The organism is Streptomyces sp. NBC_01288 (genome assembly GCF_035982055.1).
Taxonomy (GTDB): domain Bacteria; phylum Actinomycetota; class Actinomycetes; order Streptomycetales; family Streptomycetaceae; genus Streptomyces.
Map to the genome: position 1 here is coordinate 209,096 of NZ_CP108427.1, position 19,795 is coordinate 228,890.

The 19,795-nt window shown below is 71.7% G+C and carries 15 protein-coding genes; 12 read left to right on the forward strand and 3 right to left on the reverse strand.

From position 1 onward, the window contains the following. The first annotated feature begins 7 nt into the window (after positions 1-7). Genes OG194_RS01050 through solA form a run of 5 tightly spaced genes read left to right on the forward strand, consistent with a single transcriptional unit; the run spans position 8 to position 6,086 of the window. Entirely contained in the window at positions 8-772 is a 765-nt protein-coding gene (locus tag OG194_RS01050; protein ID WP_327398868.1) for an amidohydrolase family protein, read from the forward strand. A 20-nt stretch (positions 773-792) separates the two neighbouring features. Then, positions 793-1,227: a cytidine deaminase gene (locus OG194_RS01055; RefSeq protein ID WP_327398869.1), complete on the forward strand. Its 435-nt coding sequence runs from the start codon at positions 793-795 to the stop codon at positions 1,225-1,227. Positions 1,228-1,258: 31 nt separating this feature from the next. Beyond that, on the forward strand, positions 1,259-2,146 hold the full coding sequence (locus tag OG194_RS01060) for a creatininase family protein (protein WP_327398870.1): 888 nt from the start codon (positions 1,259-1,261) through the stop codon (positions 2,144-2,146). Positions 2,147-2,157: 11 nt separating this feature from the next. After that, positions 2,158-3,615 carry an aldehyde dehydrogenase family protein gene (locus tag OG194_RS01065; protein ID WP_327398871.1) on the forward strand — a complete coding sequence of 486 codons (1,458 nt, stop codon included), beginning with the start codon at positions 2,158-2,160 and terminating at the stop codon, positions 3,613-3,615. Continuing rightward, complete coding sequence (solA, locus tag OG194_RS01070) at positions 3,612-6,086, forward strand: N-methyl-L-tryptophan oxidase (RefSeq protein ID WP_327398872.1); 2,475 nt, start codon at positions 3,612-3,614, stop codon at positions 6,084-6,086. Before OG194_RS01065 ends, solA begins: the two co-directional genes overlap by 4 nt. Positions 6,087-6,145: 59 nt before the next feature. On the opposite strand, the gene OG194_RS01075 is transcribed toward solA, so the two are convergent. Then, positions 6,146-6,850 (reverse strand): GntR family transcriptional regulator, encoded by a 705-nt coding sequence (locus OG194_RS01075; RefSeq protein ID WP_327398873.1) that lies wholly within the window; start codon positions 6,848-6,850, stop codon positions 6,146-6,148. Positions 6,851-6,987: 137 nt separating this feature from the next. On the opposite strand from OG194_RS01075, the gene OG194_RS01080 reads away from it, so the two are divergent. The 6 genes from OG194_RS01080 to OG194_RS01105 are packed head-to-tail and all read left to right on the forward strand — an operon-like array spanning position 6,988 to position 14,921. Further along, positions 6,988-7,641, forward strand: coding sequence for a cyclase family protein (locus tag OG194_RS01080; RefSeq protein WP_327398874.1), 654 nt, complete (start codon positions 6,988-6,990; stop codon positions 7,639-7,641). Continuing rightward, positions 7,638-9,179, forward strand: coding sequence for a gamma-glutamyltransferase (locus tag OG194_RS01085; RefSeq protein ID WP_327398875.1), 1,542 nt, complete (start codon positions 7,638-7,640; stop codon positions 9,177-9,179). Before OG194_RS01080 ends, OG194_RS01085 begins: the two co-directional genes overlap by 4 nt. Then, positions 9,176-11,122, forward strand: coding sequence for a primary-amine oxidase (locus OG194_RS01090; protein ID WP_327398876.1), 1,947 nt, complete (start codon positions 9,176-9,178; stop codon positions 11,120-11,122). Before OG194_RS01085 ends, OG194_RS01090 begins: the two co-directional genes overlap by 4 nt. A 28-nt stretch (positions 11,123-11,150) precedes the next feature. Beyond that, on the forward strand, positions 11,151-12,503 hold the full coding sequence (locus tag OG194_RS01095) for an aromatic ring-hydroxylating dioxygenase subunit alpha (protein ID WP_327398877.1): 1,353 nt from the start codon (positions 11,151-11,153) through the stop codon (positions 12,501-12,503). 5 nt (positions 12,504-12,508) lie between these two features. Further along, a complete protein-coding gene (locus tag OG194_RS01100) occupies positions 12,509-13,945 on the forward strand; it encodes a glutamine synthetase family protein (RefSeq protein WP_327398879.1) in 1,437 nt (478 codons plus the stop codon). Further along, positions 13,935-14,921: a PDR/VanB family oxidoreductase gene (locus OG194_RS01105; protein ID WP_327398881.1), complete on the forward strand. Its 987-nt coding sequence runs from the start codon at positions 13,935-13,937 to the stop codon at positions 14,919-14,921. Before OG194_RS01100 ends, OG194_RS01105 begins: the two co-directional genes overlap by 11 nt. On the opposite strand, the gene OG194_RS01110 is transcribed toward OG194_RS01105, so the two are convergent. Next, entirely contained in the window at positions 14,918-15,394 is a 477-nt protein-coding gene (locus tag OG194_RS01110; RefSeq protein WP_327398882.1) for an Lrp/AsnC family transcriptional regulator, read from the reverse strand. The two genes, OG194_RS01105 and OG194_RS01110, sit on opposite strands and share 4 nt — an antisense overlap. A gap of 139 nt (positions 15,395-15,533) precedes the next feature. Here OG194_RS01110 and OG194_RS01115 point away from each other — a divergent pair, with 139 nt between their 5' ends. After that, the gene (locus OG194_RS01115; RefSeq protein ID WP_327398883.1) at positions 15,534-16,772 is read left to right on the forward strand and encodes an MFS transporter; all 1,239 of its coding nucleotides are present in this window, start codon (positions 15,534-15,536) and stop codon (positions 16,770-16,772) included. A 17-nt stretch (positions 16,773-16,789) separates the two neighbouring features. On the opposite strand, the gene OG194_RS01120 is transcribed toward OG194_RS01115, so the two are convergent. Then, positions 16,790-19,639 (reverse strand): AfsR/SARP family transcriptional regulator, encoded by a 2,850-nt coding sequence (locus OG194_RS01120; RefSeq protein ID WP_327398885.1) that lies wholly within the window; start codon positions 19,637-19,639, stop codon positions 16,790-16,792. Between the last annotated feature and the right edge of the window lie 156 nt (positions 19,640-19,795).

The window sequence follows — 19,795 nt, forward strand, 5'->3', positions numbered from 1 at the left end:
AACCGCTTTGATCATCGACGCGTACAACACCACTCAGGACGTCCGCGGCCGTTCCGACTACCTCACCGGCGCCCGCAAGGGCCAGGCCCCGCCGCCGTACAAGCCCTTCGAGCCGCGCCGCATCCTCGACCGGATGGACGCGGCCGGGGTGGACATGGCGATGGTGTGCTCGCTCGCGCAGCGCATCGAGAACGACTTCATCGCCTCGCTGGTGACCTCGTACCCGGACCGGTTCTTCGGCTTCGGGCAGGTGATGCCGCAGACCGACGACGCGCTCGACGAGATCGACCGGATGGCCGACGCGGGGCTGGTCGGGCTGAAGCTGCACCCGAGTCTGCACGGCTACCACGTCGCCGACCACGGCCTGCTGGACCCGGTCTTCGAGGCGTGCGCGCGGCGCGGACTGCTGGTGCTGATCAACGCTCTGGACGACGCGTTCTGCGCGCCGCTGGCCATCGAGGAGATCGCCCGGGACCACCCCCAAGTCCCCACGATCATCGCGCACATGGGGGCGGTGTGGAACGTACCGGAGGCGATCATCGTCGCCGAACGCCAGCCGCACGTGTACCTGGAGACGTCGGCGACGCTGATGAGCGACGTCAAGCGCGCCTACGCACGGCTCGGGCCGGAGAAGATCCTCATGGGCAGCGAGTGGCCCGGCTCGGACTTCGACCTGGAGCGCATGAAGATCGCGAAGGCGGTCGAGGACGAGAAGGACCGGGCGCTGGTCGAGGGCGGCAACATGGCCCGGCTGCTGGGGCTGACGGTATGAGCGCGATGGATGTGCGACCCGTGTCCGCACCGGCGTCGATGGACGAGGACGACGTCGAACTCCTCGCCACCGCCCAGCGCTTGCTGGCCAAGGTGTGGCAGTCGGGCCGCCACGAGGTGGCCACCGCGCTGCGTACCGCGGACGGCCGCGTGCACACCGGGGTCCATGTGGAGGGTTCCTGCCGGCGCAGTTCGATCTGCGCCGAGGGCGTGGCCATGGGCACCGCCCGGGGTGCCCTGCCCGCCGGGGCGGAGCTGAGCATCACGTCGGTGGTGTCGGTGCAGATCAAGCCGGCGGGATGGTTCCGGATCATCGCGCCGTGCGGGGTGTGCCGTGAACTCATCAGCGACTACTGCCCGGACGCCACCGTGTGGGTCACCACGGTCGACGGGGACAAGCCGGTCCCGTTGCGCGCCCTGGACCTGCTGCCCGAGAAGAGCCGACGCCGATGGTGAACGCCGTCGATCCCGAGAAGAGCCTGCGCCGATGACGAACGCCATCGGTCCCGAGGAGAGGAGAGCCATGTCGTCCGTCTTCGTCACCGGTCCGTCCGGACGAACGATCCCCACAGGGCTCGATGTCCCCGAACTCGCCGCGCGGTTGGGCGGGTCCGGATCGCCGCTGCTGTGGGAGGAGTTGACCTGGTCGGAGGCGGAGTCCACGGCCGCCGCCCAGGACGCCGTCATCATCCCGGTCGGCGCCACCGAGCAGCACGGCCCGCATCTCCCCCTCGCCGTGGACACCCGCATCTGCGAGGCGGTCGCACTGGGCGTCTCCGCCCTGACCGGCGTGCCCGTCGTCCCGCCCCTGAGCTTCGGGGTGTCCGGGTCGCACGGTGACTTCGCCGGGACGGTGGCGCTGCGGCCGGAGACCATGATCGCCGTGGTCGAGGACGTCATCGACTCGCTCTACGCCTCCGGAGTACGGCAGTTCATCCTGCTCAACGGGCACATCTGGAACAACGGCGCGCTCGACGTGTCGGCGGAGAAACTGAGGGTCCGTCATCGGGACGCGCGAGTGCGGGCGTTGGGGTACGTGACGATGTACCCGGGGCCCGAGGTCGACGGACACGTCACCTACGGCCGGGCGTTGATGCACGCCAACTTCTTCGAGACGTCCGTGATGCTGCACCTCGCGCCGGAGCTGGTCCGGATGGAACGGGCCACCTCGCACGTCGACGTCGACTCGTTCTGGGACTACCGCATGGACCAGGTCAGCGAGACCGGGGTCTGGGGCAGGGACGTGACCGACGCCAACTCCAAGCACGGAGAGGCCGAGTTCGACCGCTGCGTCCTGACCACAGCCCGGGCGGTGTCCACGGCGGTACGCGAGCCGTGGCCCGACCCCACTCACCGTCCCGGACGCCAGGCGTGAAGGAGAACACCGTGGACCCCAGTATCGACATCCCCCGACTGCCGGACTGCGAGCCCATGCTCATCGGCGGCGAGTGGACCACCGGCACCGCGACGGAACGCATCCCGGTGCTCGACCCCGCCACCCGGGAACAGCTCACCACGGTCGCCCAGGCAGGCTCCGCGGAAGTGACGGCGGCGGTCGAGGCCGCCAACACCGCACACCGGGACCGCCGTTGGCGCGGACTGCCGCCCCGGCAACGCCGTGACATCCTGCTGCGCCTCGCCGATCTGGTGGAGCGCGACGCCGAGCAACTGGCGGTGCTGGACACCCTGGACAACGGCAAGGCGATCGAACGCGCCCGGGGCGATGTGGAGTTGGGGCTCCAGGCCATCCGTCACTTCGCGGGCACCCCGACCCGCCTGGAGGGCACCGTGCACGCGGCCGGCCCCGACCGGCATGTGTACAGCGTCCGCGAACCGGTGGGCGTGGTGGCCGCCGTACTTCCGTGGAACTTCCCCTTCATGATCGCGGCCTGGAAGCTCGCCCCGGCCCTGGCGGCGGGTTGCACGGTCGTGGTCAAGCCGGCCGAGCAGACTCCGCTCACCGCGCTGCGGCTGGCCGCTCTCTGCCTGGAGGCGGGCGTGCCCGAGGGCGTGGTCAACGTCCTTACGGGCGACGGGCGTACGGGTGCGGAGCTGGTCGCGCATCCCGGTGTCGCCAAGGTGTCCTTCACCGGGTCCACCGAGGTCGGTCGGCACATCATGGCCGCGGCGGCACCGTCGTTGAAGCGCCTCACGCTCGAACTGGGCGGCAAGTCCCCCAACATCGTCTTCGCCGACGCCGATCTCGACGCGGCCGTACCGAACGCGGTGCGCGCGGTGTTCGGGCACTCCGGGCAGATGTGCACGGCGGGCAGCAGGCTGCTGGTGGAGCGCACGATCGTCAAGGAGTTCCTGGACCGGCTGGTGCCGGCGGTGGAGGCACTGCGGATCGGTCCGGGGCTCTCGGGCGGTGTCAACATCGGCCCGCTGGTGTCGCAGGAGCAGTACGACCGCGTGACGGGTTACGTCGAACTCGGGCGCGCCGAGGGCGCCGAGGTGGCCGTGAGCGGTGAACTGCCGGACGGCCCGGGCTGGTTCGTGCCGCCGACGGTGTTCACCGAGGTCACCCCCGACATGCGAATAGCCCGGGAGGAGATCTTCGGCCCGGTCGCCACGATCATGCCCTTCGACAGCGAGGAGGAGGCGATCGCGCTGGCCAACGACAGCGAGTACGGCCTCGCCGCCGGTGTCTGGACCGGCAGTCTGGCCCGCGCCCATCGCACGGCCGCCGCGCTGGAGGCCGGCACCGTGTGGGTCAACACGTACAACGAGTTCGACCCCGCCGTGGCCTTCGGCGGGATGAAGCAGTCAGGCCTCGGCAGGGACCTCGGCGACGCCGCCGTCGACGGGTTCACCGAGCTCAAGAGCGTGACGATCGCCCTGTGAGCGCGCCCGTGACGGCCGGCACGGCCACCTCGCCCCCGAACCCAGCGCCCCCACGCACTCTGAACGTCGCGGCCGAACGCGCCCGAACGCCGGGCTCGTTCACCGGACACCACTTCAACTCGGCGGGCGCCGCCCTGCTCGCCAACGGCACCGTCGAGGCGGTCATCGACCACCTGCGCGCGGAGAGCCTGTCCGGCGGCTACGAGGCCGCGAAACACGCGGCTCCCGCCCTGGAGGCCGTCTACGCGCGTACCGCCGAACTCCTCGGCGCCCGGCTGGAGGAGGTCGCCCTCGTCGAGAGCGCGACAGCCGGCTGGCAGCGAGCCGTGTCGGCGCTACGACTGCGGCCCGGAGACCGGGTGTTGGCGGCCCGCTCCAGTTACGTCAGCAGTGCGCTGCACCTGCTGTCGGTCGAACGCGACCACGGCGTCCTGGTCGAACTGCTGCCCAACGGCCCTGACGGGGCGGTGGACTTGGAGGCCCTGGAGGCAGCACTGCGGGCAGGACCGGCCGCGCTGGTGACGGCCGCGCATGTCCCGACCTCCTCGGGTCTGGTCGAACCCGCCGCCGCGATAGGCGCGTTGGCCGGTGCGCATGGGGTGCCCTTCCTGCTGGACGCGACCCAGTCGCTCGGCCAGTTGCCGGTGGACATGGCCGCCATCGGCTGCGACATGCTCATCGGCACCGGCCGCAAGTTCCTGCGCGGCCCACGCGGCACGGGTCTCCTCGCGGTCCGCCGCCCGCTCCTGGACCGGCTCGCCCCCGAGGCACCCGATGTCCGGGGCGCCAGGTGGACCGCCGAGCGCAGCTGGGAACTGGTCCCGGACGCCAAACGCTTCGAACTCTGGGAAGCCGCCCACGCGTTGCGCCTGGGCCTCGGCGCCGCCCTGACCGACCTCGCCACACTCGGCGTCGACACCGTCGCCCACCACCTGGCCGCCCTCGCCGCCTCACTCCGCGACCGCCTCTCCGCACTGCCGGGCGTCCACGTCACCGACCCTCCGGCCGCCGGCGGCGCCATCGTCACCTTCGTGATCGACGGTCTCGACGCCTCCGAGGTGCAGCGCCAACTCGCCTACCGCCGCGTCCACTTGATCGCGGTGCCGGCGGGCCACGGCCGCTGGGACATGGACCACCGGGGGCTGACCAAGGTGGTCCGGGCGTCCGTCCACGTCTACAACGACGAGGACGATCTGGACGCGCTGGTGGGGGCGGTGCGGGAGATCGTCTGCCTGCGAGGGCGCGGTACGGCGTCGGCCGTGGGGCAACGGGAAGCGGGAGACACACGGCGGGGCAACGCCGAGCCGGAGGTCGATCCCGCACCACCCGCACCCTCACCGGCGACCCCATCGGTCCAGCACACTTCTCACCACCGCCACGACGCGATCGTCGTCGGTCTCGGTGTGCACGGCAGCGCCGCCCTGCGTCACCTGGCCGCGCGCGGACTCGACGTCGTCGGCCTCGAACAGTTCGGCCTGCACCACGACTTGGGTTCCTCGCACGGAGCGACCCGGATGATCCGCCGCGCCTATCCGCACCCCGACTGGGACGCCCTGGTCGACACCGCCTACCGGGCCTGGACGGACCTGGAGGGCGCCTCGAAGGCCCAACTGCTCGACATCACCGGTGGGTTGTACGCGGCACCGAAAGACCGCCCCGATCCCCTGCGCGGCCCCGGTTGCCGTGAGGTCGACGCCGAGGAGGCGGCACGGATCTTCCCGGGACTGCGGCTGCCCACCGGATTCACGGCCGTGCACGACCCGCGCGCCGGCATCATCGACGCACAGGAGACCCTGCGCGCCCAACTGACCCTGGCCGAACGCTCGGGCGCCCACATCCACGACCACACCCCCGTCCTCGGCTGGGAACCGGACGGCGACGAAATCGTGGTCCGCACCGGCAAGGCCGTCCTGCGCACGCGGCGTCTCGTGCTGTGCACCGGCCCCTGGACGGCGGCCCAAGTCCCGTCCCTGGCAAAGCATCTGACGGTCACTCGTATCGTCAACGCCTACTTCGCCACCGACCCGGCGGGACCGCTCGGCCCCTCCGGCCTCGGCAGCTTCTCCGTCGACCTGCCGCAGGGCCTCCTGTACGGGTTCCCCGCGACCGACGGCCGCGGCCTCAAGGCAGGGCTGGACAGCGGCCCGTCCTGGGACCCGGACGCTCCTCGCCCCCTAGCCACCGACGACGAACTCACCCTGCTCGCCGAGGCGGTGGCCCAGGTCCTGCCCGGTGCCGGGCCCGTGACCGAAAGCCTGACCTGCCTCTACACGATGACCGCCGACCGGCGTTTCGTCGTCGGCGAAGTGCCGGGCGCACCGCAGGTGTTGGTCGCGTCGGCGTGTTCGGGGCACGGGTTCAAGTTCGGACCGGCGATCGGCGAGGCGCTGGCCGACCTCGTGTGCGGAATCGCCCGCCCGGACCTGGACTTCCTCTCCCCGGCCCGGCTGTTTCCCGGTGGCACCCCGTGAGGGGCCGCACCCGGCCGTCCCGGCTCTCCCGGCCGGCCGGGCCACCCCGGGCCCGCCGCTCAGCCGTTGAAGACCGTCTGGGAACGGCGCTCGTACCAGGCCGTCAGATGCTCGCCGGAAGTGATGACGTGCTCGCGCATCAACGCGTCGGCGCGGTCGGCGTCGTGCGCGGCCAACGCGTCGATCACCGCTTCGTGCTGACGGATGTTCAGGTGCCGATGGCGCTCGTCGCCGGCGAGGGCGAGCGAGGAGACGTTGCGCGGGAAGCTCTCGTTGATCCGGTCGATCATCCGGGTCAGCCAGGGGTTGTCGGCCGCTTCGCAGATGACCGTGTGGAAACAGTCGTTGGCCGCCGTGGTGGTGAGTCCGCCCGCGTCCCTCACCTCACCCTCGGATCGTGCCACCGCCTCGCAGAGCACGGCGTTGTGCTCGCGCAGCGCGGCGAGCCCGCGTTCCGTGATCCGGGAAGCGGCGCGCCGGGCGGCCATTCCCTCCAGCTCGGCCCGGACCTCGTAGGCCTGGCGCACCTCCCAGGGGGCGGGCACCCGCACCACCGCACCGCGGTTCGGCTGCATCTCGATCAGCCCGCCGTTCTGCAGTTGGCGCAGCGCCTCGCGCACCGGTGTGCGGCTGACCCCGAACTCGGTGGCCAGCGCCGCCTGGCGCAGCGGTTTGCCGATCGCCAGCTCGCCGTTCATGATCCGCGCGCGGATGCGGGCCGCGATGTCGTCGACGAGGGGACTCTCGTCAGTCTGAGGCGTCATCGGAGTCGGTCAAACCCTTCTCGGGGGCGGTCGGGGGCTGCGCGGTGGTGGAGCAGTTTCCCACGCGGCCGGGGGCGTCCACAGCCGCTCATTTTTGGATCCACTTCCATGATATCCGCATCCAATAGGAGGGCCGCATGAATCTGGACTTCGCCAAGGCGATCGACGTGTCCGTTCCCATCCATCCCGGCATGCTCCACTGGGGCCGCCGCCCCGAGGTGGAGATCGTCGAGTCCCGTACCGCCGGCGATCCCTCCAACGTCAGCCGCTGGCGCATCGGCGCCCACACCGGCACCCACATCGACGCTCCGGCCCACTTCATCGACGGCGGCAAGACGGTCGACCGGCTCGACCTGACCGCCCTCAACGGAACCGCGCGGGTCCTCGACCTCACCCACGTCAAGGAGCAGATCACCGCCGCCGACCTCGACGCGGCCGGCCTCGGCACCGAGGAACGCGTACTGCTGCGCACCAGCAACTCCGAGGGCGTCCTGCGCAGCCCGTGGAAGGCCCGGGAGTGGGTCGGACTCGCCCCCGACGGAGCGGAACGGCTCATCGAGGCCGGGGTACGCACCGCCGGCATCGACTATCTGAGCATCGAGGCCGTCGCCTACACCACCCACTGGGAGACCCACCAACTCCTGTGCGCCGCCGATGTGTTGATCCTGGAGGTCGTGGACCTTCTGCACGCACCGGCCGGGGTCTACGACATGCTCTCCCTCCCCCTACCCCTCCAGGGCGCCGAAGCCGCACCCTCCCGCACCGTGCTCCTCCCGAGGAGCGCGGCGTGACAACCGCCTCCCCGCTGATCCTGGCCGCACCGCACCCGGCGGCGCTGACGGCGGCCCGCCGCGCGGCCGAGCGAGGCGGCAACGCCGTGGACGCGGCGCTGGCGGCAGCCGCCGCGCTCACCGTCGTCTACCCCCACCAGTGCTCCCTGGGCGGCGACTTGATCGCCCTCGTGCACGCCCCGGGCGGCTCGGTGCGCGCGGTGGTCTCGGCGGGGGCCGCCGCACAGGCCGTAGACGTCGACGCGTTGCGCGCCGCCGACCGGCGGATGCCCGCGCAGGGGCCGCAGACGGTGACCGTGCCCGGTGTGGTGGCGGGCTGGGCCGCGCTCGCCGACGCCCACGGCACGTCCGGCGCCCTGGCCGACGCACTTCGGGATGCCGCCGAACTGGCCGAGGACGGGGCCACCGTGTCGGCCGGTCTGGCGCGTGCCGTCCGTGAACGGGCCCTGCAGATCAGCGCGGACCCCGGGCTCACCGCACTGCTGACCGGCCCCGACGGCACACCACTCGACGAGGGCGCCCCGCTCCCCCAGCCCCAACTGGCCGCCGTGCTAAGGACGCTCGCCGACGATCCGTCGTCCTTCTACCGGGGCGCGGTCGCCGAGGCGTTGGCGAACGGCCTGCGCCGGGCCGGGAGTTCGCTCACCGCGAGCGATCTCGCGGCCCATCAGGCCGAGAACGTCGAGCCGTTGACGCTGGACGTGGCCGGAACTCGCTGGTGGACCGCCCCGCCGCCGAGCCAGGGGGCGAGTCTGCTGGCCCTCCTGGAAACCGCCGCGTCGGCTGCGAAGCTGTCCGAGCCGGACCGCACCGGCGTGCTGGCGGCTCGCTGCCAAGACGCCTCGGCAGCACGGGACTTGCTGCTCGGCGACCCGCTCGGTCCCTCGCCCGTCGACCTGGACGGATTGCTGCGCCCGGCTCCGCTCGCCGGTGCGCGAGCGCCCGAGCCGTCCTTCCGGCCCGCCGGAGACACCGTCGCGATCACCGCCGTGGACGCTTCCGGGCTGGCCGTCTCCCTGATCCAGAGCGTCTACCAGACCTTCGGCTCCGGCATCTGCGAACCGGAGACCGGCATCGTCCTGCACAACCGGGGCTCGGCGTTCAGCCTGCTGCCCGGCCATCCGGCTCTGATCGGACCGGGGTTGCGGCCCCCGCACACCCTGTGCCCAGTGCTCGGCCGGTCCGCCGAGTTGCTGCTCGCGGCCGGTTGCCAGGGCGGTCGGGCGCAGCCGCAGATCCTCGCCCAGACCGTGCCCGATCTGATGGATCCGGCCGCCGATCCGGTCGCCGTACTGGACCGGCCCCGCTGGGTGATCGGCGCCCGCGACATCGGCCACGAGACACCGACGCTGCTGGCCGAACCCGGATCCGTCCCAACGGACGCGTTCCCGTCGGTGGTTCCGGTCGTCGTGGCGCCGGGCCGTACCGATCTGGCCGGTCACACCCAGGCCGTACGACTGTCCGCCGACGGTCGACTGGACGGCGCCTCCGATCCCCGCGCCGACGGCGGAACCACCTTGGAAGGAAGCACCCCGTGAGCACTCTCGCCCCCGAACCCGCACCGGCCGACGCGCCCCACCCGCTGGACCCGCTCACCATCACCGAACTGGCCACGGCCGTAAAGGTGTTGAGAGCCGACACCCGGGTCCCCGACGATTCGCGCTTCTGGGGTCTGGCGCTGGACGAGGACCACGCCCGCCGCGCGGCCCCTGGGGATGCCCGACGCGCCCGCGCGGTCGTGTTCTCCACCTCCGTGCGCCACGCCTTCGAGGTCGATCTCGAACTCGGCGACAAGCCGCAGACCACCGCCTGGCGGGAGTTGGACGTACGCAGTCCGGGCTGCTCCTCGGAGGAGGCGAGGCAGGCGGCGGCCGCCTGTCGCGCCGACCCCCGTTTCCGCGAGGCACTCGCGCTGCGCGGGATCCACGACGTGTCGTTGGTGATGGTGGACCCGGAGTCGATCGGCGGCTTCGAGCCGCCCGAGTACGCGGGCCGCCGGCTGACCTGGGGCAGCGTCTGGCACCGGACCTCCGAGGACGACAACGGCTACGCCCGCCCGGTGCAGGGCGTGGTGCCGATCATCGACATGGAGACCATGGAGATCCTGCACATCGAGGACCACGGAGTGGTGCCGCTGTCGGAGGAGTCGGGCGTGTTCGCGGCCGGGACGGTGGACGAGCGGCCGGGGCTGAAGCCGCTGGAGGTCGTCCAGCCCGAGGGGCCGAGTTTCACCGTCACCGGGCAGCGGATCGACTGGCAGGGGTGGTCGGTCCGGGTGGGCTTCAGTCATCGTGAGGGGCTCGTGCTGCACGACCTAGCCTTCGCCGCGGCCGGGAAGGGTCGTCGGCAGGTGATCCGGCGTGCGGCCGTCAACGAGATGTACGTCCCGTACTTCGACACGGCGTCCACCCAGTACCGCAAGAACTTCTTCGACTGGGGCGAGTACGGCGCCGGTCCACTCACCAACTCCCTTGCTCTGGGCTGCGATTGCCTCGGTGTCATCCAGTACTTCGACGCGGCGGTGTTGGGCGGCGACGGCGTCCCCCGGCTGATCCCCAACGCCGTGTGTGTGCACGAGGAGGACGACGGCATCCTCTGGAAGCACCACGACGGGCGCACGGGCCGTACGGAGGTGCGCCGTTCGCGCCGGCTGATCATCTCGGCGTTCGCGACCGTGGCCAACTACGACTACGGCTTCTACTGGTCGCTGTACCAGGACGGTTCGGTGATGCTGGAGATCAAGATGACCGGCATCCTGTCCGCGACCGGCGTCGAGGAGGACGAGGCGACGCCGTACGCGCGCCGGGTCGCGCCGAACGTCGCGGTCACCAACCACCAGCACTTCTTCAGCGTCCGCCTCGACATGGCGGTGGACGGTGACCCCAACCGGCTGGTCGAGGTCACCGCCGAGCACGAGCCCGACCCGGTCCTCGACCCGTACGGCAACGCGGCCCGGACCGTGCTGCGGCCGATCCTCAGCGAGTCGGAGGGCGCCCGGCGCACCGATCCGTCCCGTGGGCTGCACTGGCGGGTGGAGAGCACCGAGTCCCGCAACCGGATGGGCGAACCGACCGCGTACCGCGTGCACTTGGAGAACACGGCGGTGCTGCCGGTGCGCGAGGACAGTGTGTGCGCCCGCCGAGCCCCGTTCGTGGGGCGGCAGTTGTGGGCCACGGCCTACGACGCGGACCGGCGGTTCGTCGGCGGCGAGTACCCGAACCAGGCCGAGCCGGGCGCGGACGGCGTGCACAAGTGGCAGGAGGAGAACCGGTCGTTGGACGGCACGGACCTCGTGCTGTGGGCCACGGTCGGCTCGCACCACTTCCCGCGTCCCGAGGAGTGGCCGGTGATGCCGGTGGCCAAGGCCCGGCTGCGGCTGGAGCCGGACGGCTTCTTCGACCGCAACCCGGCGCTGGACGTGCCCGCGCCCAACTCCTGCCACACGCCGAGCCCTTCGGCTCCGGACCACTGCTGCGGCTGACCGCGCCCCCTCCCCCGAAAGGCGTCCCATGCGCGAGGAAGAGAACACACGGCTCACCCGGACCGGTCCCGGTACCCCGGCCGGTGAGTGGATGCGCCGCTACTGGCAGCCGATCGCCCTCAGCGAGGAACTCGACGGCGCACGACCGCTGGTGGCACCCAAGGTGATGGGCCAGGAGCTGGTCCTGTTCCGCGACGAACACGGCGAGCTGGGCCTCGTCGACCGCGGCTGCCCGCACCGCGGCGCCGACCTGGCGCTCGGCCGGCTGGAGGACGGCGGGCTGCGCTGCTGCTTCCACGGCTGGCTGTTCGCCCGTGACGGCTCCTGTCTGGACACGCCCGCCGAGCCCGTCGACAGCCCGCTCAAGTCCCGGGTACGGCTGGGCAGTTACCCGGTCCGCGAGATCAACGGGATCATCTGGGGCTACCTCGGCCCCGGCGAACCGCCCCAACTCCCCGCCCTGGACTGCTTCCAGGCCCCCGCCGACCACGCCTTCGCCTGGAAAGGGCTGCTGGAGTGCAACTGGCTCCAGGCCCTGGAGGTCGGCATCGACCCCGCCCACGCCTCCTACCTGCACCGCTTCTTCCAGGACGAGGACCCCGCCGACAGCTACGGAAAACAGTTCCGAGCCGCCTCCCAGGGCACCGACCTCCCGATGACGAAGATCCTGCGCGAGTACGGCCGCCCCGACATCGACGCCGTCCGCACTCCGTACGGCATCCGCCTCACCGCCCGGCGCACGCTCGATGGCACGGACACCCAGGGCCTGCCGATGGACGGCAGCCGTACCCATGTCCGTATCACCCACCAGGTGTTCCCGCACGCCTTCCACATCCCGCTCGACGCGGAGACGGCGATCACCCAGTGGCATGTGCCGATCGACGACAACTCAAGTTACTGGTATGCCCTGTTCACCAGCGTCGGCGGTCCGGTGGACCAGGACGAGATGCGCCGGCAGCGGGTCGGCGCGGTCACCCTGCCCGACTACCGGCCGCGCTTCGGCCGCGCGAACGGCTACGGCTACGACCCGGCGGAGCAGCGCACGACGACGTACACCGGGCTCGGCACCGACATCAACGTGCACGACCAGTGGGCGGTTGAGGGCCAGGGAACCGTCCAGGACCGTACCCGCGAGCATCTGGGCCGCTCCGACAAGGCCATCGTGATGTACCGGCGGATGCTCGGCGAGGCCATCACCGCCGTCGAGCGCGGCGAGGACCCGCCGCTGGTGCTGTCGGCCGAAGAGGCAGGGCGGTTGCACGGACCGGTCGCCCTGGACGGGATCGGCCCCACCGAGGGCTGGCTGGAGCACTGGACGGCCGTCACCGACAAGCAGCGCGCCGACAGCAGCTGGGCGCGGCCGCTGGGAACGGACGGCTGAGCCGCGTGGGATTCATCGAACGGCACGGCCTGTGGAACGCCGAACAGGCCGCCGCCGCACGGGAGATAGGCGAACGCGCCGAGAGCGGCGGGATGACGGTGGTGCGGCTGGTCTTCGCCGACCAGCACGGTCTGCTGCGCGGCAAGACCGTCACCCTGGGCGAACTCACCAACGTCCTGCGCGACGGCACCGGCATCGCCTCGTCGCTGCTCGCCAAGGACACCTCCGGGCGGACCGTGTTCCCGCTCTTCACCAAGGAGACACCGCTCGGGCTGCCCGAACTCCGGGGCGCCGCCGACATGGTGATGGTGCCCGACCCGCTGACCTTCCGGATGCTGCCGTGGTCGCCGGGTACGGGCTGGCTGCTGTGCGATCTGCGCTTCACCTCCGGCGCGCCGGTCCCGCTGTGCACGCGCGGGCTGCTGCGCTCGGTCCTCGACCAGGCCGACGGGCTCACCTACCGCACCGGTCTGGAGGTGGAGTTCCACCTGTTCCGGCTCGACGACCCGCGTCTGGGCCCCGGTGATCAGGGTCAGCCGGGTGCCGCGCCCGAGGTCGGCATGCTCAACCACGGCTACCAGTACCTCAGCGAGCTTCGCTACGACGAACTCGACCCCATCCTCGACGTCCTGCGCTCCACCATCGAGGGCCTGGGCCTCCCGTTGCGCAGCCTGGAGGTGGAATTCGGGCCGAGCCAGGTCGAGTTGACGCTCCAGCCCGCCGACGGCCTGGGCACGGCCGACGCGATGGTGCTGCTGCGCAGCGCCGTGAAGCAGGTCGCCGCCCGCCACGGCCATCACGCCACCTTCATGTGCCGACCCCATCTGCCGGGCGTCTTCTCCAGCGGCTGGCATCTGCACCAGAGCATGCTGCGGGACGGCGTGGGCATCTTCGCGCCGGAGACCGGCGAACTCACCGCGTCCGGGCCGCCGTTGTCGCCGTACGGGACCGCCTTTCTGGGTGGGCTGTTGCGGCACGCGCGGGCCACGAGTGCGTTCTCGACGCCGACTCTCAATGGTTTCAAGCGCTTTCGCTCGCTGTCGTTGGCGCCGGACCGCGCGGTCTGGGGGCGCGACAATCGCGGGGCGATGGTGCGGGTGCTGGGTGACGGTCCGTCATCCAGCCGTCTGGAGAACCGGATCGGGGAGCCGGCCGCCAACCCCTACCTCTACCTCGCCTCCCAACTCGCCGCCGGTCTGGAGGGCGTGGCGGGCGAACTGGAACCCGGACCGGCCGCCGACGAGCCCTACGCGGCACGCGCCGAACCGCTCCCCCGCTCACTGGGCGAGGCCCTCGACGCGCTGGAGTCCGACCGTATGCTCGCCGACCGGCTCGGCAAGGACTTCGTGGCGTACTACACGAGCATCAAGCGAGCCGAGATCAATCGCTTCAGTCAAGAGGTGACCGACTGGGAACAGCGGGAGTACTTCCGTGTCTTCTGACCTCGACCACCCCGGTGGGACCACCCAACGCCTCCTGGTCCGACAGGCCCGTTGGGTCGCCCACCACGTGCTGGAACTCCGGCTGACCCGACCCACCGGCGGCGCCCTGCCGGCCTGGGAGCCGGGCGCGCACGTGGAGTTGACCCTGCCGTCGGGGCTGCGGCGGGCCTACTCGCTGTGCGGGGAGGTGACAGACACGGAGGCATGGACGATCGCCGTGCACCATGTACCCGAGGGGCGTGGCGGCTCCCGGGAGATCCACGAAACCGCCCTGGTGGGACGGGAGATGGAGGTACGCGGGCCGGTCAACCGTTTCCCGCTGCTTCCCGCGCCGGGCTATCTGCTGCTGGCCGGCGGCATCGGCGTCACCCCGCTGCTGCCGATGGCCCGCGAACTCACCGCCCGCGGCCTGCCCTGGCGGCTGATCCTCGGCGCCCGCGACCGGTCCCGGCTCGTCTACGCCGAGGAGTTGACTGCGTTGGGCGGGGACCGCGTGCTGCTCGTGCCGCAGGACGAGGCGGGCCTCCCGGACCTGGCCGCCGAACTCGCCGCCACCCCGCCCACGTACGCCGTCTACGCCTGTGGCCCGCGACCGATGCTCGACGCGGTGACGGCCCTGTGCCGTACGGCTGACCCGGCGCGGTCCCTGCACCTGGAACGCTTCACCGCGGCCACCGACGCGATCCCGGATCAACTCGGCGCGACGAGCGGGGAGTTCGAGGTGGTGCTGACCCGTTCGGGCCTGCGGCTGACCGTGCCCGCCGACCGTTCCGTGCTGGATGTCGTCCGGGAGAAGCTCCCGGACGTTCCGTACTCCTGCGAGGAGGGTTACTGCGGTACCTGCGAGACGCCGGTGACGGCCGGGGTCCCGGACCACCGCGACACGGTGATCGAGCCGTCCGAACGCCCCACCGCCACCACGATGATGATCTGCGTGAGCCGCTGCGACTCCCCGGTGCTGGAGCTGGATCTCTAGGCGCGACCTTTCGCCAGGCGATGCAGCAGAGCCCGAGGCCGGTAGGGGATGACCTCGGCCAGAGAGATGGCCGTGCTGGTCCGGTCGACTCCTTCGATGGCGAGGATCGCCTTGGTGACGCGGTGCAGGTCCGCCGTGTCCTTGGCGACGACATGGGCGAGGAGGTCGGCGTCGCCGGTGGTGTAGTGCACCTCGATGACCTCGGGGAGATCGAGCAGTCCCTCGTGGACGCTCTCGGGCTCGGCCTGGCTCACGGCGAGCGACATGAACGCCACCAGGCCGTACCCGAGGGCGGCGGGGTCGACACGTCGGCTCACGGGCTTGAGCACGCCCTCAGCCGCCATCCTCCGCAGCCGCGCGTGAACGGTGTTCCGGGCCACGCCCAGGGTCTGGGCCAAGGCGAGGATCGTCGCGTCCGGGTCGTCGTCCAGGGCCAGGACGATCCGGGCGTCCAAAGGGTCCATCAGTGCCATGGTGCGCATTCTGCCATCAGATCTCCTATCGATTGAGCATCTGTCGCACCGAACAGAACCTGTATTGCGCGAATGCCCCGCCGCGTGGTCAAGGTGGTGAGCCGTTCCACGCCTCCACCCTGTTGAAGGACCGCCCGCCATGGCCTCGAAGACCCCTCCTTCCGGCACCGGTAGTTCCTGGATCGTCGTCATCGCCGCCGGCGTCGCTGCCGGGCTTCAGGTGTGGAAGGTGCCGCCCGCGCTCCCGTTCCTGCGGCACGACCTGTCGCTGAGCCTGGTCCAGGCCGGGACCCTGCTGGGGATCGTCCAACTGGCCGGGATGCTCGGGGGACTTGCCGTCTCGCTGCTGGCCGAGCTGATCGGTGAGCGACGCTGTCTGAGCGCGGGGCTGGTCCTGCTGTTCCTCGGTTCGGTGGGCGGTGGATTCGCCTGGTCGGCGGCGCCGCTGTTGGCCTCGCGGGCGGTCGAGGGGGCCGGTTTCATCCTGGTGGCGGTGACAGGGCCGGGGCTGATCCGGCGTACCGCTCCACCCGGCCGCTTCACCACGGCGATGGGGTTCTGGGGTGCCTACCAGGGCATCTCCACCTTCGCCGGGCTCGTCATAGGCGCGCTGGTCCTCCAGGTGATGCCGTGGCGGGTGTGGTGGTGGGGCATGGCCGTGGTCGCGCTGCTGCCGTTGCCGTGGGTCCTGGCCCGGGTGCCCCGGGACGACGCGGGTGGTGCGCGTGGCGCGGCGGCGGCCCTCGCGCGCATCGGCCGCACCGTCCGGGCACCGGCGCCCTGGACGGCCGGACTCGTCTTCGCCTGCTACACCCTGCCGTGGATGGCGGTGGTCGGGTTCCTGCCCACCATTTACCGCGACGGCGGGATGACGGGCAGTTGGCCGGGTGTGCTGAGCGCCCTGGTCGGCGCGGCGAACGCCGTCGGCTCGATCGCCACCGCGGCGCTCATGAAGCGCGGCCTGCCGAACCGTGTCCTCGTCGTCCCCGCGTTCGTCCTCATGGCCATTACTTCCGTGCTGGCGTTCGCCGTCGACTGGCACAGCCTCCCGGCAGGTACCGCTTGGCAGTTCGCGTGCGTCACGGTCTTCTCGCTGAGCGGTGGCGCGATACCGGCGACCCTGCTGCGCATGATCGGTGAGCTGACGCCGGCCGGCGGTTCCGCTCCCGCCACCATGGGACTGATCCAGCAACTCTTCAACGCCGGCAGCTTCGTCGGGCCCACGGCCGCCGCGTGGCTGGCCACCCGTACCGGCGACTGGCACTCCACCTGGTGGCTGACCTGTGCCTGCACGGCCGCGGGCATCGCCCTCAGCCGCCGCCTCAGGCCGCGGACCACGGCTCCGGTACCGGAGGCAACGGCCGCGCCATGCACCTGAGTTGAGAGCCCCGGCCGCTACGGCAGCGGGCCGTCCCCGACGCGCTCCCGCAACCCGGCACGGATGGGATCGTCGTCAGGCAGGCCGAGTTCGGTGGTCAGGGCGAGCGCGCGGGTCCACACCTCGTGAGCCGTGTCGGACTGCCCCGCGCTGCGATGGCTGTCCCCCAAGCAGATCAGGCAGGCGGCCTCGCTGTGCCGCTCCCCCGTCGCGTGGAACAACTGGGCCGCCTGCCGGTACCGGTCGACTGCCTGCTGATAGCGGCCCAGTTGGTGGTGGATGTAGCCGAGGCTGTCGGAGATGTGGGCCTGTCCGTCCACATCACCGGCCTCCCGGGCGAGTTCGAGGGCCTGCTCGCAGTGTCCGAGCGCGCGGAGATGGTCGCCGAGGTGCGCCTGCCGCCAGCCGATGTGGTTCAGCGCGGCGGCCTGTCCTGCCCGGTCACCCGCGGCCCGGTAGTGCTCCAGGCTCCGATAGGCGTGTTCCAGGGCGAGTTCGGCGTTGCCCTGTCCCCCCGACATCCGTGAGAGATGCTGATGGGTGCGGGCCTGGCCGGCGTCGCTGCCGACCGCGGCGAAGAGTTCGAGGGCCCGCAGATAGTGCTCCCGGGCGGGTTCAGGGCACTTCAACCGGTCCAGGGCCAGGCCCAGTCCGCGGTGGGCGCCCGCCCGGCCGGCCTGGTCGCCCTCCCGTTCGGCCGCCGCCAGCGCGCGATGTCCGGCGGTCAGCAGCGCCTGCCAGTATCCGTGCCGGTCCAGGAAGGTCGTGAGTACGGTGACCAGGCGCCACACATGCGCGTCGAAGCCGGGCCTCTGCTGCCGTACGAGCGCGAGCAGCACCGGGTGTTCGGCGACGAGCCAGGCGAGTGCACGGCCGTAGTCCTCGAACTCCACGGCGTTCGCGCCGGGTCTGGGCGCGGGCGACTCCACCGGATTGGGCTGTGGAGTCACCAACACGTCGGCCGCGCGCGCGGAGTGCAGGTAGTGGTCCATCATCCGGTGGACCGCCGACCGGCGTTCCCACTCGTCGTCGTACGCGGTCACGAGTTCCCCGGCGTACACCCGCAGCAGGTCGTGGAAGGCGTACCGCCCCGGCGCGTGCTCAACCAGCAAGTGCCCGCCGGTCAGTTCGGCCAGCAGCGCACGGACACGCTCGGGCGGTGCCCCCGCCAGCGCGGCCGCCGCGCGCTGGTCCAGGTCGGGTCCGGGGTGCAGTGCCAGCAGGCGGAACAGCCGGGCCGCGGCAGAGCTGAGCGCGCTGTACGACCAGGAGAACACGGCCCGTACCTGGCTGGACTCCTCGCCGCCGTCGAGCGCGTCCAACCGGCCGCCCGCTTCCCGGAGTTCCTCGGCGAGTGCGCCGAGGGGTCGGTGCGGTTGCGCGGCAGCGCGTGCCGAGACCACGGCCAGTGCGAGGGGCAGTCCCGCGCACCAGGTGACGACGTCCGCGACCGCCGCCGGTTCGGCGGCGACCCGGCCCGCGCCGAGCCGTTCCGCCAGTACGTCCCGCGCGGCGGCCGGTGTCAGCGGGTCGACCGCGAGGAGATGGGCGCCCTCCGTCGCGGCCAACCCGGTCAGCCGGTTCCGGCTGGTCACCAGCGCCATGCAGCCGACGGCGCCCGGCAGCAGGGGGCGGACCTGTTCCTCGTCGCGGGCGTTGTCGAGTACGACCATCATCCGACGCCCCGTCAACAGGCTGCGGTACAACCCGACTTGGGCCTCAAGACCCGGCGGCACCCGTTCCGGCCGTACGCCGAGCGCGTCCAGGAACCCGCGTACGGCCTCGGTCGGCTGCACCACCGATCCCTGCGGATCGAACCCTCGCAGGTTCACGTACAACTGCCCGTCGGGGAAGGCGCTTTCGACCCTCCGCGCCCAGTGCACGGCGAGGGCGGTCTTTCCGACGCCCGCCATGCCCGACACCGCCGAGATGACCACGGCGGCGGACTCTCCCTCGGCCGAGGCGAGGATCGCGGCGAGCCGGGCCAGTTCACCGTCGCGGCCGGTGAACCCTCGTATCCCCATGGGGAGTTGGGCGGGAAGCTCGGACAGTCGTAGCGCCGCCGACGGCTCGGTCTGCCGTACGGTCGTCGACGGCTCGGGGCGCGGGGGTGACGCGGAGCGGTGACCGCGCAGGATCGACTGGTGGAGCTGGCGCAGTGCCGGTCCGGTGTCCGTGCCGAGTTCCTCGGCCAGGCGTTTGCGGACGGCGGCGTAGCAGTCCAGGGCCTCCGCGCTGCGGCCGGTCTCGTGCAGGGCCCGCATCAGGGCTTCGGCCAGGGGTTCCGCGAGCGGGTACTCGCCGAGCAGGCCGGTCAACGGGCCGATGAGGGACGCGGGTTCACCGTGGCGCAGTTCCGCGCGGGCCCAGCCGACGGCCGCGTCCTGGTGCTGGCGCCGCCAGGCCTCGCGCGTCCGGGCCGCCCACTCCCCGTTCAGCCCGGACAACGGCTCCCCGCGCCACAGGTCGAGCGCCTCGCGCAGCAGCACCGCCCGTGCCGGTTCGGCGGGCCCGAACGCCCGCGCCTGGTCGACGAGTTGCCGGAACCGGTACACGTCCACCTGGTCGGGGCGGGCCTCCAGGAGGTATCCGCCGGAACGGCGCACCAGTAATAAGGGTTCTTGCGCGGTCTCGGCGGCCCGCTCGCACATCCGCCGTATCCGGGCGACATGGGCGTGCACCGCGCCGCGCGCGCCGTCGGGCGCGTGCGGGCCCCAGACCCGCTCGATGACCACGTCGACGGCGACAGGCCGGCCGACGTCCACGGCCAACGCGGCCATCACGGTGCGGCGTTGGGGCGGGCCCACCTCCACCGCGCGCCCCTCCGCCGACAGTTCCACCGGCCCGAGCAACTGCACGTCCACCATGATGTGCGCCTCCCCCCTGCACGAAGCCTCCTCCTTTTCTTCACGGACGTGTACGCGGCGCGACAAGCCTTCGACAAGGTTTCCCGTCACACACCCGTGCGAATCTGCTGGGGAACGGACGGGGCGCCGACCGCGTCCCGTCCCTGCACGACGGCA